The organism is Photobacterium damselae, from assembly GCF_003026815.1.
GTDB lineage: Bacteria > Pseudomonadota > Gammaproteobacteria > Enterobacterales > Vibrionaceae > Photobacterium > Photobacterium damselae.
The window spans coordinates 153,889-170,132 of record NZ_PYOG01000004.1; the positions used below are offsets into that span (position 1 = coordinate 153,889).

At 44.5% G+C, this 16,244-nt stretch carries 13 protein-coding genes; 1 reads left to right on the forward strand and 12 read right to left on the reverse strand.

The window, feature by feature from the left end:
• Nucleotides 1-66 precede the first annotated feature (66 nt).
• Nucleotides 67-537: a DUF721 domain-containing protein gene (locus CTN07_RS06310; protein WP_036763202.1), complete on the forward strand. Its 471-nt coding sequence runs from the start codon at nt 67-69 to the stop codon at nt 535-537.
• Nucleotides 538-642: 105 nt separating this feature from the next.
• On the opposite strand, the gene lpxC is transcribed toward CTN07_RS06310, so the two are convergent.
• From lpxC to CTN07_RS06370, 12 genes are all read right to left on the reverse strand, one after another.
• Nucleotides 643-1,560 carry a UDP-3-O-acyl-N-acetylglucosamine deacetylase gene (lpxC, locus tag CTN07_RS06315; protein WP_036763200.1) on the reverse strand — a complete coding sequence of 306 codons (918 nt, stop codon included), beginning with the start codon at nt 1,558-1,560 and terminating at the stop codon, nt 643-645.
• Nucleotides 1,561-1,834: 274 nt separating this feature from the next.
• On the reverse strand, nt 1,835-2,983 hold the full coding sequence (ftsZ, locus tag CTN07_RS06320; RefSeq protein WP_005297584.1) for a cell division protein FtsZ: 1,149 nt from the start codon (nt 2,981-2,983) through the stop codon (nt 1,835-1,837).
• A gap of 35 nt (nt 2,984-3,018) precedes the next feature.
• Nucleotides 3,019-4,278 (reverse strand): cell division protein FtsA, encoded by a 1,260-nt coding sequence (gene ftsA, locus CTN07_RS06325; RefSeq protein ID WP_005297582.1) that lies wholly within the window; start codon nt 4,276-4,278, stop codon nt 3,019-3,021.
• Nucleotides 4,278-5,069: a cell division protein FtsQ/DivIB gene (locus CTN07_RS06330; protein WP_005297580.1), complete on the reverse strand. Its 792-nt coding sequence runs from the start codon at nt 5,067-5,069 to the stop codon at nt 4,278-4,280. The genes ftsA and CTN07_RS06330 overlap by 1 nt, the downstream gene beginning before the upstream one ends.
• Before the next feature lie 272 nt (nt 5,070-5,341).
• Nucleotides 5,342-6,802, reverse strand: a complete 1,461-nt coding sequence (gene murC, locus CTN07_RS06335; RefSeq protein ID WP_036763197.1) for a UDP-N-acetylmuramate--L-alanine ligase — start codon at nt 6,800-6,802, stop codon at nt 5,342-5,344.
• Nucleotides 6,803-6,817: 15 nt separating this feature from the next.
• Complete coding sequence (murG, locus tag CTN07_RS06340; protein WP_080551702.1) at nt 6,818-7,882, reverse strand: undecaprenyldiphospho-muramoylpentapeptide beta-N-acetylglucosaminyltransferase; 1,065 nt, start codon at nt 7,880-7,882, stop codon at nt 6,818-6,820.
• On the reverse strand, nt 7,869-9,173 hold the full coding sequence (ftsW, locus tag CTN07_RS06345; protein WP_005297574.1) for a cell division protein FtsW: 1,305 nt from the start codon (nt 9,171-9,173) through the stop codon (nt 7,869-7,871). The genes murG and ftsW overlap by 14 nt, the downstream gene beginning before the upstream one ends.
• Nucleotides 9,167-10,510 carry a UDP-N-acetylmuramoyl-L-alanine--D-glutamate ligase gene (murD, locus tag CTN07_RS06350; RefSeq protein WP_005297572.1) on the reverse strand — a complete coding sequence of 448 codons (1,344 nt, stop codon included), beginning with the start codon at nt 10,508-10,510 and terminating at the stop codon, nt 9,167-9,169. Before murD ends, ftsW begins: the two co-directional genes overlap by 7 nt.
• A 3-nt stretch (nt 10,511-10,513) precedes the next feature.
• Nucleotides 10,514-11,596 carry a phospho-N-acetylmuramoyl-pentapeptide-transferase gene (mraY, locus tag CTN07_RS06355; RefSeq protein WP_005297570.1) on the reverse strand — a complete coding sequence of 361 codons (1,083 nt, stop codon included), beginning with the start codon at nt 11,594-11,596 and terminating at the stop codon, nt 10,514-10,516.
• Nucleotides 11,593-12,975: a UDP-N-acetylmuramoyl-tripeptide--D-alanyl-D-alanine ligase gene (murF, locus tag CTN07_RS06360; RefSeq protein ID WP_005297568.1), complete on the reverse strand. Its 1,383-nt coding sequence runs from the start codon at nt 12,973-12,975 to the stop codon at nt 11,593-11,595. Before murF ends, mraY begins: the two co-directional genes overlap by 4 nt.
• Nucleotides 12,972-14,489: a UDP-N-acetylmuramoyl-L-alanyl-D-glutamate--2,6-diaminopimelate ligase gene (gene murE, locus CTN07_RS06365; RefSeq protein ID WP_107183685.1), complete on the reverse strand. Its 1,518-nt coding sequence runs from the start codon at nt 14,487-14,489 to the stop codon at nt 12,972-12,974. Before murE ends, murF begins: the two co-directional genes overlap by 4 nt.
• 24 nt (nt 14,490-14,513) lie before the next feature.
• On the reverse strand, nt 14,514-16,244 hold the full coding sequence (locus CTN07_RS06370; RefSeq protein ID WP_005303753.1) for a peptidoglycan glycosyltransferase FtsI: 1,731 nt from the start codon (nt 16,242-16,244) through the stop codon (nt 14,514-14,516).

Genomic DNA, 16,244 nt, shown 5'->3' on the forward strand with positions numbered 1-16,244 from the left:
ACTGACTTGCTTAATGTCACGAAAAATTAGAGCCTATCCTCGTTTTCATTCAGGAATGACCTATCAATGAGAGATCACCGCCCGCAAACAGCCGCCGACTTACTTGATAGCAACCAGTTGGTTGGCAATATTCAAGAACGAGCCCTTGCATTAAGTCGCTTAAATGATGCCGTCAAAGCTCATTTAAATTGTGCCGAGCACTGCCGAGTCAGTAATTATCGCCAAGGGATACTCATTATAGAAATCGCCTCTGCAGCTTGGTCTATGCGTCTTAATTACGAGCGAAATAGCCTCATCACTAAATTACGTGAAAAGCTGTTGCCCAACTTGGTTGATATTCAAGTTAAGGTCAATCCTAACCTTGCGGCAGTTCAAGTTGCTAAGCACAACAAAACGCCAGATATTGTTCAAAAACCCATTAGTGATGTAGCCGCTAGTCATCTGTTACAAGCTGCTGAACATGCGTCAGAGAAAGTAAAAGCACGATTAGAAAGATTGGCACAATTGGCTAAGAAAAATAAAGAAGGTTCTAACTAGGTCATCGCGATAAGCGTTATAGCGACAAGGTAACTTGGAAAGACAGATAGGTAGAAACAAAAACGCCGAGCTAAGCTCGGCGTTTTTTTAAATTCTGCATTACAGTTATGCCAATACCATTCCTGGTTGAGCAAACGTAACAGGCACTTCTTTTTCGTCTTCGAATGTTGTCCACTCATAAGCTTCTTGGTCAGCTAGTACTGCACGAAGGAGCTTATTGTTTAGTGCATGACCAGACTTATAAGCGCGCATTTCACCGATAATATTATGGCCACACATATAAAGGTCGCCAATGGCATCCAATACTTTGTGAGTCACTAATTCATTATCAAAACGCAAGCCATCATCGTTTAGAATGCGATATTCATCCAACACGATAGCATTATCGAAACTACCACCTAAACACAAGTTTTGTGACTGTAGGTACTCGATATCACGCATAAAGCCAAAAGTACGTGCACGACTGACATCTTTTGCAAAAGACTTGCTTGAGAAATCAAACGTTAAACGCTGCTGATCTGTTCCAATCGCAGGGTGATTAAAGTCGATAGCAAAATCTAAGCGGAAACCGTTATGAGGAACCAATTCCGCCCACTTATCGCCATCTTCAACGCGAACAGGTTTTTTGATACGAAGAAAACGTTTTGGCGTATTCAACGCTTCAATACCTGCAGATTGCAACAAGTAAATAAATGGGCTTGCGCTACCATCCATAATTGGAATTTCTGGAGCATCAACCTCGATAATCACGTTATCGATACCCATACCAGCAAGTGCCGCATTCAAGTGCTCAACAGTTGAGATGCGAACGCCTGCTTCGTTAACTAATGCTGTACATAGCATAGTGTCACGAACAGAGTCGGCATTTGCAGGAAAGTCTACTGGTGGATTTAGGTCGGTACGACGGTAGATCACGCCAGTGTTAGCTGCTGCTGGGCGCAGAATTAGCGTAACTTTACGTCCAGAGTGGAGACCCACACCAGTCGTTTGCACAATGCTTTTAAGTGTACGTTGTCTAATCATTTGCCTTTTTCTCAACGGTTATAAGCTGACTTCTATTTAGCTTATTCTGTGGTAATACAACCTCGACCTAACATAGATATTATGTTAAGTGGACGAAAACTATACCACGACTCTAGAAATAACCCAAATAATTTGTTTTATCGATTGATAACACTATTTTAATAGCGCAAAACAAGTTAAATAAAAACAAATCCAAATTAGTTCTAGTTGCCGTTTTTCTTTAAAGCAAGAAAAACGGCATATCTCAATCTTTCGTTAATAGCCGAGCTAAAAATTAGTCTGCTTGTTTACGAAGGAATGCTGGAATATCTAAATAGTCGTGTTCAGCCTGTGGTTTCTTCTGAGCTGCTGCTTGACCTTCAACAGCTGGCTTCTCTTCAACAACAGGAGCCGCTGTTTGAGCTGGACGCTCTTGAACAACTGGCTGCGGCTTAGAAGATGTCACTAGCGTAATATCAGGCTTAGTATCTTTGCCGATACCTGTTGCAACAACAGTTACACGTAGCTCATCAGTCATGTCTGGATCTAGAGATGTACCGATAACCACAGTTGCGTTATCAGAAGCAAACGCTTTAACCGTATTACCCACTGTCTCAAACTCATCTAGACGCATATCTAGACCAGCAGTGATGTTAACCAATACGCCACGAGCGCCAGCAAGATCGATATCTTCTAGAAGTGGACTTGAGATAGCCATTTCAGCCGCTTCTTCAGCACGATCATCACCAGATGCCATACCACTACCCATCATTGCGTGGCCCATTTCAGACATCACAGTACGAACGTCAGCAAAGTCGACGTTGATCATACCAGGACGAGTGATTAGCTCAGCAATACCTTGAACAGCGTTCTTCAGTACGTCGTTTGCTTTAGCAAAAGCATCAAGTAGAGTGATACCACGACCAAGTACTTTAAGTAGCTTCTCATTTGGAATCGTAATTAACGAGTCCACATGTTTAGAAAGCTCTTCAATACCTTGCTCAGCAAAAGCCATACGCTTTTTGCCTTCAAAGCTAAATGGCTTAGTGACAACTGCAACAGTTAAGATACCAAGCTCTTTAGCAATTTCAGCAATGATAGGTGCTGCACCAGTACCTGTACCACCGCCCATACCGGCAGCGATAAATACCATGTCAGAACCTTCAAGTTCTTTTTTGATCGCTTCACGATCTTCTAACGCAGAGTCACGACCCACTTGAGGGTTTGCACCAGCACCCAAACCTTTAGTGATATCACCACCGATTTGAATAACTGTACTTACACTGCTTTTACGAAGAGCCTGGGCATCAGTGTTAACACTGATAAACTGCACGCCTTCGATTGATTCACGTACCATGTGATCGACAGCATTACCGCCACCGCCGCCAACGCCAACGACTTTAATTACTGCCTCGTCAGAGATGTCCATCATCGGTTCAAACATTTGTTCTCTCCGTCTATCCTGTTCGCATCAGGTATTTAAAATTCTTTTCGTAGCCAACCACTGAATCGTGAGAAGAAACCGGTCACTGAGCGCTTAGTTTCAACATCACTATCATCAAATGTCTGACTGTCCTTTCCGTAATGCAGTAAACCTACTGCAGTCGCAAAATGCGGAGACTGAACATAGTCAGTCAACCCGTGTATTTCAAGAGGTTGACCAATACGTACTTGATTACGGAAAACCCGTTCAGCACATTCAATCAAGCCTTCCATCTGAGCAGCACCGCCGGTTAATACGATACCAGCTGCAAGATGGTGCTTTACACCCGTTTCTCGCAATTGTTCTTGTATTACAACGAGCTTCTGATTAACTAACCCCAACAGCTCAGTGTATCGAGGTTCGATTACTTCCGCTAGCGTTTGGCTTTGCAAGCTACGAGAAGGTCGACCACCCACACTTGGGACATCCACCTTCGCATCTTTGCTCACCAATTCACTTAGTGCACAGCCGTATCTCACTTTAATTTCTTCAGCGTCACCCGGCGGTGTACCAAAAGCATAAGCAATATCACTGGTGACAACATTACCTGCATACGGAATCACTTCTGCATGACGCAATGCACCACCTGACCAAACTGCAATATCCATGGTGCCGCCACCGATATCAATCACGCAAACACCCAGTTCGCGCTCATCCGGCGTTAACACCGCATGGCTTGCTGCAAGGCCTGAAAAAATCAATTGTTCCACTTTAAGACCACAACGTTCTACTGCTTTCACAATATTACGCGCCATATCATTATGGCAGGTGATCATATGAACACTGGCTTCCATTCGAACGCCAGACAAACCAACAGGATTTTTAATACCCTCTTGATAATCAATAGCAAATTCTTGAGGAATTACATGTAAAGTTCTATGTTCATCGCTGATTTTGACCGATTTTGCCGTATGAATAACATTATCGACATCATCTTGGGTCACTTCTTTATCAGAGATCGGCACCATACCTTTCTCTGTCTGACAACGAATATGCTTACCTGATAGAGATAGATAAACCGAAGATATCTGGAAGTCATCGATCATCAACTCAGCTTGATCAATTGCTCGCTGAACTGATTTCACCACAGATTCAAGGTCGTTTACACCACCTTTATCCATGCCTTTAGATGGACTATTACCCACCCCAATAACATTCACATTACCATCAGGTAGAATTTCTCCCACCAAAGCGCATACTTTGGAGGTACCAATATCAAGACCAACGATGAGTTTTTTATCTGCCGCCTTAGTCATTAGCGCACGCTCTCATTCCGTTTCGGAGATTCTTGATCCGAAGTCATTTTCCAACCGACTGCTGCGCCTGTATCGTAGCGCAAATCAATGTACTCGATATCCTTACCCTGTTTCTCTATGGTTGGGTAAAGACGAATAAATCGTTCAAGTCGCTCCATTCGAGCTTCACGCCCTAACTTGAGCTGAATACCATTTGATAACAATATTTGCCATGCCCGACGTTTATTAAGCGAAATCTTAACAACATCAAACCCAGCATGTTGTAATTCTGGTTGCATTTCCCGAAGTCCAGCTAGCATTTCTTCACTGCTACCTTCCGGGCCGACCAGATCCACTAACGTTTTATCTTTGATTGTTGAGGCTAACGCTTTAAATACTACGCCATGCTCATCAACCAGATATTTGCCATCCCATTCAGCTGCAGGTTGGCGCTCAATAACAAACGTCTTAATGGTATCGGGCCATTGCTTTCGTACTGTTGCTTGCTCAACCCATGGTTGCTCTTCAACAGCGTGTTGTAAACTGTCTACATTCTGAGTCATAAAGCTTCCCATATGACCCATTTGCAAAATCGCTTCTCTAACATCATTATTGGTTAGATACTTCAAATCCCCTTGCACAACTAACTGTGAAAGAGGAAGGCGGTTTGCATCTGTCATCCAATCTTTAGTTGCTGTGACCAGCCAAATCGTAAACGCAATGACAGAAATAAAGAAAGCCAAACCCCCAAAGCGCTTTAATAACGTTTTTGGCGATTTTAGCGAAATTCTTTTCACGACTGCTGCCGTCATAATATCTCTACTTGCCCTGTCGATTTATCGCTAGCAAGCATGTTCTGCTCTTAAACTCTTGCTATAGACTCAAATGAAGAAGTACCAAGCAAAGTTAGTGGATTATAACCGAGCAACCCGCTTCAAACCAATACTCATCAGAGCATTTCTTGATACTAGCTAACAATTAATTGTTCATTTTTCCCGAAAGAAAGCGATAAGACACCTGTATTACCGCTTAATTCAGATTAAAACCGATAAATATTGAGGTTTACTCTCCTCAACAAGCGAAGTTATTCACCTTGCATTGCAGCGATATCGAGCTTTAATTCAGCTAACTGACGCGCTATTTTGCCAACATCGCCCGCACCTTGTGTCAAAACCAAATCATCATTTTGAATAATATTGGCAAGAGCGGCAGGTAATGCCTCTTTGTTAGCAACAAAAATCGGATCTAATTTACCACGGCCACGAATCGTTCGACATAGCGCACGACCATCGGCACCAGCAATCGGCGCTTCGCCCGCAGCATAAACATCTAACATCAAGAGAACGTCAACTTGCTCAAGAACATTAGCAAAATCATCGTAGAGATCGCGAGTTCGACTATAACGGTGCGGTTGGAACACCATCACTAAGCGCTTATCAGGCCAGCCAGCACGAGCTGCTTGAATAGTGACATCCACTTCACTTGGGTGATGACCATAATCATCCACCAGCATTGCAGTGCCGTTACCCGTTTCAAACTCACCAAGATGATCAAAACGACGACCTGTACCTTGGAACTCAGCCAAAGCACGGATAATTGCATCATCATCAACCCCTTCTTCTGTCGCAACAGCAACAGCAGCAGTGGCATTTAATGCATTATGGCGGCCTGGAACATTTAGTGTAACTTTAAGCTCTGGCTTATCTTTACGAACAATAGTAAAGAAACCTTGCTGACCGCACTGCTGATAATCCATTAGACGAACATCAGCATCTTCAGAGAAACCATAAGTCAGCATTGGACGACCAACACGTGGTAGCAGTTCACGAACCACAGGATCATCAATGCACATCACAGCCAAACCATAAAATGGTAGATTATGAAGGAAATCAATGAAGGTCTGCTTAAGCACTTCAAAATCACCGCCATAGGTATCCATGTGGTCTGCTTCAATGTTAGTGACTACACACACCATTGGCTGCAGATGTAAAAATGACGCATCACTTTCATCGGCTTCGGCAATTAAGTAACGACTACAGCCTAAGCGAGCATTAGTACCCGCACTTTTTACTAAACCGCCATTCACAAATGTTGGATCTAAACCGGCTTCAGAATAAATTTGTGTCACTAGAGCCGTTGTTGTTGTTTTACCGTGGGTACCGGCAATCGCAATACCGTGACGATAGCGCATCAGTTCAGCCAGCATCTCAGCTCGACGAACAACAGGAATACGTAATTCACGCGCAGCAACTAATTCAGGATTCTCTTGTGAGATAGCGGTTGAAACGACAACAACACTGGCACCTTCAACATTGCTTGCCGCATGGCCAAAGAAAATTTGTGCACCCTTGCCACTTAAACGATCTGTTACCGGATTAGCCGACAGATCTGAGCCACTAATACAGTAGCCTTCATTAAGTAATACTTCAGCGATGCCACTCATACCCGCACCACCGATACCAACAAAGTGAATACGCTCCACACGGCGCATCTCTGGTACCATAGTTCGAATTTTTGCTAATTGTTGGTTATCCAGTTTACCCATCACTCTGTTCTCATCTTAATTTTTTGCTAGGGATTTAATTACATTCGCGACACGGATATCAGCATCTAAGATGGCAGCATCACGAGCAGCTTGCGCCATTTGCTCTAGGGCTGGGCGATCAAGTTGTTCAAGTTGCTGAGCCAATCCTTCTGCGGTCAGATCCATTTGCTCAATCATTTTTGCTGCGCCACATTCTACCAGATGTTCAGCATTAAGCGCTTGCTGACGATCTTTGTGCATAAACGGTACGAAGATAGCACCAACGCCTGCAGCAGAAAGCTCTGAAACAGTAAGAGCTCCAGAGCGACAAACGACAATATCTGCCCAAGAATATGCAGCAGCGACATCATCGATAAACTCTGTGACTTTATGTGAGCCGGCATTATTGGCTTGATAATCTGCTTCTGTCTGCTCAGCAGCACCTTTGCCGGCTTGGTGCCAGATAGTTACTTTATCACCTAATAGCGCCGCAACTTTTGGCATAGTTTGGTTCAGAATTCGGGCACCTTGACTGCCCCCCATCACCAAGATACGAATAGGTCCTTGATGCTCACTAAAGCGTTCAGCTGGCGGCGGTAGAACAGTCACATCATGACGGACCGGGTTACCCACAACTTCTTTATCTTTAAAGGCACCAGGGAAAGCTTGCAGCACCGCACTGGCAATCTTAGAAAGCCACTGGTTAGTTAAACCAGCTACTGCATTTTGTTCGTGCAGTACAACAGGTACTCCCGATAACCATGCCGCGACACCACCTGGACCACTTACATAGCCACCCATGCCAAGAACCACATCAGGTTGCCAAGCTTTAATGTATTTGCGCGCTTGCAAAATAGCACCAACGATTTTAAATGGTGCGGTAAGTAAACGAGCAATACCTTGACCACGAAGGCCTTTTACCTTAATAAAATCAATTTCAATACCGTGTTTAGGTACTAAATCAGCTTCCATTCGATCTGCGGTGCCTAACCAACGGATCTCCCAACCTTCTTGTTGTAAGCGTTGGGCAACAGCTAATCCCGGAAATACGTGACCGCCAGTACCACCAGCCATCACTAATAAGCGTTTATTTTTTTTCATCATTCTTCTTTAATTGCTGGTCTTCAGACTTGGTTTCAGATTCATCTACTAGCACTAAATTATTATCAGCAATTTGCGGATTGTCTTCTGAAATTACCTGATCATCTTCTTCAGTGTCTTCTGGCGATAGGCGCTCTGCTAAACGTTGCTCATGATCAATTCGAATCAAGATAGCAACCGCTGCCGCCATAATAAACAGACTCGAACCACCATAACTGATAAGCGGTAAGGTTAGACCTTTAGTTGGTACCATACCTGCGGCTGCGCCAACGTTAACTAAGGTTTGGAATGCAAACCAAAACGCAAAGCCAAAGGCAAGATAACCACCAAATAACTGGCCAGACTTAAGACACTTTCGACCGATAATCAGTGCTTTTGCAACCAATGCAAATAGCAGGAGCAAGACCACAATAACGCCCGCAAGACCTAACTCTTCAGCCAAAACAGCAAATACGAAGTCGGTGTGTGCTTCTGGTAAATATTCAAGCTTCTGAATTGAGTTACCAAGGCCTTGGCCCCACCACTCACCACGACCAAATGCCATCAAAGATTGTGTCAGCTGGTAACCACTACCGAAAGGATCTTGCCATGGGTCAAGAAACGAGGTGACGCGTCGCATACGATACGGTTCAAAGGCAATCAACAAGCCAATACCAACTAAAGCTGATGCGATCATTACCAAGAACTGCCATAGCTTAGCGCCGGCAATAAATAGCATACCAACGGTACCGACAAACATTACCACAAACGAACCTAAGTCAGGCTGTTGCAGCAATAAGAAACCGAGAATACCGAGAACCAGTAAAGGTTTAAGGAAACCAAGGAAAGTCTCTCGCACTTGTTTATTTTGTCGGACCAGATAGCCAGAGACAAACATAAATAAAGAGAGTTTTGCAACTTCGGCAGGCTGTAAGTTAAAGATACCCAATGGGATCCAACGGGCCGCACCGTTTACAGAGCGACCAATAGCCAATACAACGATAAGAAGGAAAATTGAGGTTAACAGCATAGGAATACTGTATTTATGCCAACGCTCAATAGGGATTTGCATAACAACCGATGCGATAGCTAACGAACACGCTAAGAAGAAAGCATGACGAAATGCAAAGTAAAAAGGCATCCCTGTTAGACGAGTTGCAACGGGTACGGAAGCGGATGTTACCATGACCAAACCTGTGATCATCAATGCGATAGCAATCCACACTAATTGACGATCATACAGGCATGGTTTTGCCGGTTTGACAAACCAATCACCGACAGAGGAGATCCCATTACGGATCATATTTAGCATGAAGCGGCTCCTGCTACTTTATCTTGCAGCTCAGTGGCAAGTTCAATAAAGGCATCACCTCGAGCCATGAAGTTTGCAAACTGATCCCAACTTGCACAGGCAGGAGAAAGCAAGATCATATCGCCAGATTGTGCGGTAGATGCAGCGAGCTCCATAGCTTGAGCCATAGTTTCAACCAAGATTGCGTTATCAACAAGCTCTGCAAATTGATAGCCATCACGGCCGAAGCAATAAAGTTGTACATTTAAGTCAGCGAGAACCGTTTTTAGTTCCGAAAAATCAGCACCTTTACCATCACCACCCACCAATAGGTGCAGCTTACCAGCTAAGTTTAAGCCGTTAAGTGCCGCTTCAGTGCTGGCAACATTGGTAGCTTTGGAATCATTTACCCAACGAACGCCATGCTTAGTTACGGCAAGTTGGCAACGATGAGCTAAACCAGTATAACGGCGAAGAGCACGACAAGCGGCCTCGCGATCAATTCCTGCAGCATCGGCCAGTGCTAATGCTGCAAGACTGTTTGCCACATTATGACGACCAACCAGAGCAATCTCATCAGCTGGCATCAAAGGCTGCTGATTGATTGCCAACCACTCACGGTCATCAATCAGTACCAAACCATAATCTTGATCATCAAAGCCAAAACTGGTCATAGCCCCCGTGAAATCGGTTGGCTTTGTCGCTAAGTCATTTCGATTATAAACGGCTAGATTGGCATGATGGAAAATACGCATCTTAGCCTGACTGTAATCCTCTAAACCTTGATAACGATCCATATGATCTTCAGAAAGATTTAGATAAACAGCGGCGGCAAGGTGTAATGAAGAGGTCGTTTCTAACTGAAAACTGGATAATTCAAGAACATAAAGCTCATGATTTTGAGCCAACATATCAAGCGCAGCAAAACCGATATTGCCACCAACACCGACATCAATGCCCGCTTCTTTTGCCATCTCACCCACAAGGCTCGTTACCGTGCTTTTACCGTTAGAACCAGTAATCGCAACCACAGGTTTTGTCACCTCACGGGCAAACAGCTCAATATCACCCACAATCTCAACGCCTGCTTGAGCTGCTGTGACCAATTCAGGTGTCGCCAAGGCAATACCGGGGCTGGCAACAATCAGATCGGCAGCCAATAGCCATTCCATATTCCATTGACCACAGCACAGCTCAACATCGGCAGGCAGTTGATCATGACCTGGTGGTGTGTTTCGCGTGTCGATCACTTTGATATCAAGCGATTGCGGCAACCTTAACAAATGATTTACCACCGACAGTCCTGTCATACCAAGACCGATAACAACAACCTTGTTCACATCCACCAAGCCTTTCATTTTTTAACGTACCTTCAAAGTAGCAAGCGCAATTAATACTAACATCAGAGTGATGATCCAAAAGCGAACGATAACTCGTGGCTCTGGCCAACCTTTTAATTCGTAGTGGTGATGAATCGGAGCCATACGGAAAATACGCTGACCACGAAGTTTGTATGAACCGACCTGAAGAATGACCGATACGGTTTCCATAACAAAGACACCACCCATTAGTACTAGTAGGAATTCTTGGCGGATAAGTACCGCAATTGTACCTAAAGCACCACCCAATGCTAATGAGCCTACATCGCCCATAAAGACTTGCGCTGGATAGGTGTTAAACCACAAGAAACCAAGACCTGCACCAACAATCGCAGTACATACGACAACCAGCTCACTGGCATCTTTAACATAAGGGATATGAAGGTATTCTGCGTAGTTGTAGTTACCCGTTGCCCATGCAATAAAGGCCATACCACCTGCAACCATAACAGTTGGCATAATTGCAAGACCATCAAGACCATCCGTTAGGTTCACCGCGTTACTAGTACCGACGATAACGAAATAGGTCAAAATGATATAGAACAAGCCTAATTGCGGCATAATATCTTTAAAGAAAGGAACCACTAGCTGAGTTGCAGCAGTATCTTTACCGTAGGCATATAGTGCAAATGCGACAATAATCGCAATCAGCGACTGCCAGAAATATTTCCAGCGCGCGATCAGGCCATCGGTATTTTTACGAACAACTTTACGATAGTCATCGACAAAACCAACTGCACCATAGCCAAGCAGAACAAATAGAACGGCCCAAACATAGGGATTACTTAAATCCGCCCACAATAAAACCGTAATGGTAATTGCGGCCAGTATCATAATCCCGCCCATTGTCGGGGTACCACGCTTACTAAAGTGAGACTCAGGGCCTTCATTACGAACAACCTGGCCAATTTGTAGCATTTGTAAACGAGCAATCAGGCGCGGTCCCATCCATAGCGATAGAACAAGAGCTGTCAAGATGCTCATAATGGCGCGGAAAGTTAGATATTCAAAAAGTCGAAAAAACGGGAACGTAGACTCAAGTACGTGCGCTAACCAATAAATCATTGTTTATATTCCTGCAGTGCGGTAACCACTTCTTCCATGCGAGAACTGCGTGCTCCTTTCACTAGCACTGTAACCTCTAAAGGGTTTTGTTGATTGATTTGATCATTAAGTAATTCATTAACCATAGCGATTAATGGTTGTTTATCAGCAAAATGCTGGCCGTGATTTAACTCACTCACAACGGCACTTGCTTTACCAAAGGTCATTACCTTATCCAACCCTTTAGTTTGCGCATATAAACCAACCTCACGATGAAGATTTTCACTCTCTTCACCCAGCTCAGCCATATCACCCAAAATAAACCAACGTTGGCCTTGATAACTTGCTAATAAATCAATGGCAGCTTTTACCGATGCGACACTGGCATTATAGGTATCATCGATAACACGTAAACCCACCATTGGTTGAGAAACCGCCACTCGACCTTTAACATTAGTCGCAGTTTCTAATCCTTGCTTAATTTCTGCGAGCGTAGCCCCCAATACTGAGGTTAATGCGGCAGCAGCAAGCGCATTAGATACATTGTGCAATCCTAACTGGGATAAGTGAATGGCAACCGAACCTTGCGGAGAGTGGAGCTCAAAATGCGGATAGCCGTCACTATCAAGCTCAATATCACTAGCAAAAAAGTCAGCTTGCTCTTCTGATGAAAAGGTAATGACATTTTTATCAGCCAATAACGGGGCCCAAAGCTCACGGTCGTTAGATGCTAAATTGATCACAGCCGTTGCACCTTTGGCTAATCCTTCAAAGATTTCACCCTTAGCTTTTGCTACACCTTTTAATGAGCCAAAACCTTCTAGGTGTGCGGCGGCAAGATTGTTAATCAGCGCAACATCAGGCTTAACCAAATTGGTGGTATATGAGATCTCACCAAGGTGATTTGCGCCTAATTCAATAACGGCGTACTGATACTCAGGCGTTAAACGAAGTAACGTTAGAGGGGCTCCAATATCGTTATTAAAGTTACCCGCCGTTGCCAGTACCTTTCCTTTGGTTGCTAAAATAGCAGCACACATCTCTTTTACCGTGGTTTTACCACAACTTCCTGTTAAGGCGAGAGTTTGTAGTCCGCACTGTTGGGTTAATTGTGCTTTTAGCCAAGCCCCCAGTAAACCTAACGCAATGCGAGTATCCTTAACTAGGATCTGAGGCAGCTCAACAGGTAAGTGACGACTAACTAATAATGCGACAGCACCGTTATCTTTTGCGGTTTGACAAAAATCATGAGCATCAAAACGCTCACCTTTTAACGCAACAAATAAGGTCTGAGCTGCAATATTACGGGTATCGGTTGATACTTCTGAAATAGTGGTATCAGAACCGATTAATTGCCCCTCAACCGCTTGAGCGAGAGAGGCAAGAGAAACAGAGATCATAGCGGTAATCCAATCAATTCAGCCACAGTTTCACGATCTGAGTAATGAATCGTGCGATCTGCAAGAATTTGGTAATCTTCATGGCCTTTACCAGCCACTAAGATAATGTCATTTGTCTGAGCCTGCTCAACAGCAAACGCAATAGCGCTGCGACGATCATGAATAATATGAGCTTGTTCAGGTTGAGTTAACCCAGCTACCATATCTTTCATAATTGCACTTGGCTGTTCACTACGCGGGTTATCATCGGTCAATACCGCAATATCCGCTAAACGTTCTGCCGCTTGTGCCATCATCGGGCGTTTACCAGCATCACGATCGCCACCACAGCCAAAAATTGCCCACAGTTTGCCATCACAATGCACTCGTAATGCTTGAAGTGCTTTTTCTAAAGCATCAGGTGTATGAGCATAATCAACTACAACCATTGGCTTGTCAGATGATTGAAAAACTTCCATTCGGCCAATCACAGCACTTAGCTCTGCAGCTGTTGCTAAAAGTTTTGCCAAATCATGTCCCGTTGCCAGTAACGTTGCCAACGCCAATAATAGATTGGATGCGTTAAATGAACCAACTAGAGGAGCGGTAAATACGCCAGCCCCCCAGCTTGAGTCAAAACTTACCGTTACGCCCTGAGTGCTATAAATAACTGCTGTCGCCCAAAGCTTAGGCCCTGCGTGTGCTACAACAGCTTCAGCATCTGTTGCGACAGCTACCGCATTAGGTAGAGAAAGTAACCACTCACGGCCAACTGCATCATCGGCATTAATGATCGCTTTACCACAATCATGCTGGGTAAACAGAGATTGCTTCGCTTGTGCATAACTTGCCATATCACCATGATAATCAAGATGATCTCGGCTCAGGTTGGTAAAAATACTCGCTTTAAAGTGCAGGTCTGCCACACGATGCTGCACCAAACCATGAGAAGAGACTTCCATTGCAGCAAAATCAGCACCAAGGTCAACCAGCTGAGCTAAGGTTTGCTGAATTTCAATCGCACTGCCTGTTGTATTTGCCGCTGGCTGAAGGTTATTGAGCAAACCATTACCCGTTGTACCCATTACTCCTGCTTGATAGCCGAGCAAATTAGCCCATTGCGCCAATAGCTGACTGATGGTGGTTTTACCATTAGTCCCTGTAACAGCATAAAGTGCCAACTGTTGATCAGGATGGTGATAAAAACGGCCTGCTAATTGAGATAGCATAGCGTTTAGCTGGGTAAGATAAATCACATACGCTTGCTGATTACGAGTAATCGTACCGTGCTCGGCAACCCCATCCGCTTCAGCCAATACCAGTGATGCACCCGAGGCAATAGCATCATCAATAAAACGACGACCATCAACTTGATGACCTTTTACCGCAACAAAGACTGAACCTATGGTCACTTTACGACTATTAAGTGTAAGTTCAGTCACATCCAAAAGCTGAAGAGCTTCTGGTAAGTCAGATTCTGCAATCCATGGAGACAACAAGGTGCTAACTCGAACACCTGAACAAATCGTTGTCATACCCTCTGCTCCTAATAATTAATTCTATTTTGTATCCGCATCTGGCGGTACATTTAAAATATGCAGTGCACTACCAAGAACCTTAGACAAAATAGGAGCGGCAACCGCACCACCATAGAATTTGTCACCTTTAGGTTCGTTAACCAACACTACAACTGCTAAACGAGGATTACTGATCGGTGCGATACCTGCTGTGTAGGCGAAGTAGTCATTACCATAACCACCTGCAATAGCCTTTTTCGCGGTACCGGTTTTTACCCCGACGCGATAACCAGGAACCGAAGCTCGCCAGCCACCACCGCCACCCGCTTTATCGGCAACGCCTTCTAGCATCAGCAAGACTTTTTTCACCAGATGAGGATCAACAACTTGCTTACCCGGTACCACTTTCTCGGTTTTCAAGATAGATAATGGACGCTTAATACCATAAGCCCCCAGTGTCGCGTAGGCATGAACCAGCTGAATTGGAGTTACGGACAAACCATAACCATAGGCAAAAGTTGCACGTTCAATATCAGACCAACGTCGGCGATTTGGAAAGTGACCTACAATTTCACCTTCAAGGTTGATACCTGACGGCTCATCTAAACCGACGCGACGGTACATGCTAATTAAGTTCTCAATCGGCATTGCCAAAGAAAGCTTAGTCATACCGATGTTACTGGATTTCTGAAGGATACGCGCCATAGTAGCCTGGTGTTCAATGCGCGATACGTCAGTAATGGTTTTACTACCAAGGCGGAAATGCTTACCAGGAATATTTATCAAGGTATGTTCGTTGGCAATGCCGGCATCTAAGGCTGTTAACACACCAAGTGGTTTTACCGTAGAACCAGGCTCAAAGGAGTCAGTAATTACACGGTTACGCATCTTGTACGATTCACGATCGTTGCGGTTATTGGGGTTAAATGACGGTGCATTAACCATGGCAAGAATTTCGCCAGTACGCACATCAACCATAACGACACTGGCCGATGTTGCGGGAAGATCTCGAACTGCTTCTTTTACTGCTCGGTAAGCAACAGCTTGAATTCGTTGGTCGATACTCAGTTGCAAAGACTTACCCGGCTGGCGTTTTTCTACCGAGATATTCTCAACTACGCGGCCATAACGGTCTTTACGAACGGTACGACGACCCGGTTCACCCGTTAGCCAACCATCATAAGATTTCTCAATCCCTTCTAGGCCATGACCATCAATACCCGTCACACCAATTAACTGAGCACTAACTTCACCCGATGGGTAAAAACGACGAGATTCATCTTTTAGACCAATACCAGGTAACTTCAGTTTATTGACATAGTTTGCCATGGCAGGGCTAACTTGGCGCGCAAGATAAATAAAGCGACGCTTCTTGTTTTTATCTATGTAATGGATCAGCTCTTGTCGATTCCAATCCAGAACATCGGCAAGGGCATGCCAACGGTCGACATCGCTTAGTCCACCGTGTTTAAAAATATTAACCGGATCAGCCCACACCGCTTGCACCGGTACACTAACGGCAAGAGGTTCACCATTTCGATCGGAAATAATGCCACGGGCAGAAGGGAGAGGTTTGACACGAAGTGAGCGCATATCACCTTCTTGGATCAGGCGACCTGGCTCTAAAACTTGAATGTATGCGGTACGGGCAATCAATGCCGCTAAACCTAAAATTACGAAGCCGCAAATAACACCAAAGCGCCATGGAATAAATGCCGATGACGCTTTCTTTGCTTTCGAATTTTTTCTCGTTGAGCGTTTAAAAAACTTCAT

What these genes read in the sequence shown, in the direction of transcription:
- CTN07_RS06310 (WP_036763202.1), top strand. Translation starts at nt 67, where the DNA reads ATGAGAGATCACCGCCCGCAAACAGCCGCCGACTTACTTGATAGCAAC.
- lpxC (WP_036763200.1), bottom strand. Translation starts at nt 1,560, where the DNA reads ATGATTAGACAACGTACACTTAAAAGCATTGTGCAAACGACTGGTGTG.
- ftsZ (WP_005297584.1), bottom strand. Translation starts at nt 2,983, where the DNA reads ATGTTTGAACCGATGATGGACATCTCTGACGAGGCAGTAATTAAAGTC.
- ftsA (WP_005297582.1), bottom strand. Translation starts at nt 4,278, where the DNA reads ATGACTAAGGCGGCAGATAAAAAACTCATCGTTGGTCTTGATATTGGT.
- CTN07_RS06330 (WP_005297580.1), bottom strand. Translation starts at nt 5,069, where the DNA reads ATGACGGCAGCAGTCGTGAAAAGAATTTCGCTAAAATCGCCAAAAACG.
- murC (WP_036763197.1), bottom strand. Translation starts at nt 6,802, where the DNA reads ATGGGTAAACTGGATAACCAACAATTAGCAAAAATTCGAACTATGGTA.
- murG (WP_080551702.1), bottom strand. Translation starts at nt 7,882, where the DNA reads ATGAAAAAAAATAAACGCTTATTAGTGATGGCTGGTGGTACTGGCGGT.
- ftsW (WP_005297574.1), bottom strand. Translation starts at nt 9,173, where the DNA reads ATGCTAAATATGATCCGTAATGGGATCTCCTCTGTCGGTGATTGGTTT.
- murD (WP_005297572.1), bottom strand. Translation starts at nt 10,510, where the DNA reads ATGAAAGGCTTGGTGGATGTGAACAAGGTTGTTGTTATCGGTCTTGGT.
- mraY (WP_005297570.1), bottom strand. Translation starts at nt 11,596, where the DNA reads ATGATTTATTGGTTAGCGCACGTACTTGAGTCTACGTTCCCGTTTTTT.
- murF (WP_005297568.1), bottom strand. Translation starts at nt 12,975, where the DNA reads ATGATCTCTGTTTCTCTTGCCTCTCTCGCTCAAGCGGTTGAGGGGCAA.
- murE (WP_107183685.1), bottom strand. Translation starts at nt 14,489, where the DNA reads ATGACAACGATTTGTTCAGGTGTTCGAGTTAGCACCTTGTTGTCTCCA.
- CTN07_RS06370 (WP_005303753.1), bottom strand. Translation starts at nt 16,244, where the DNA reads ATGAAGTTTTTTAAACGCTCAACGAGAAAAAATTCGAAAGCAAAGAAA.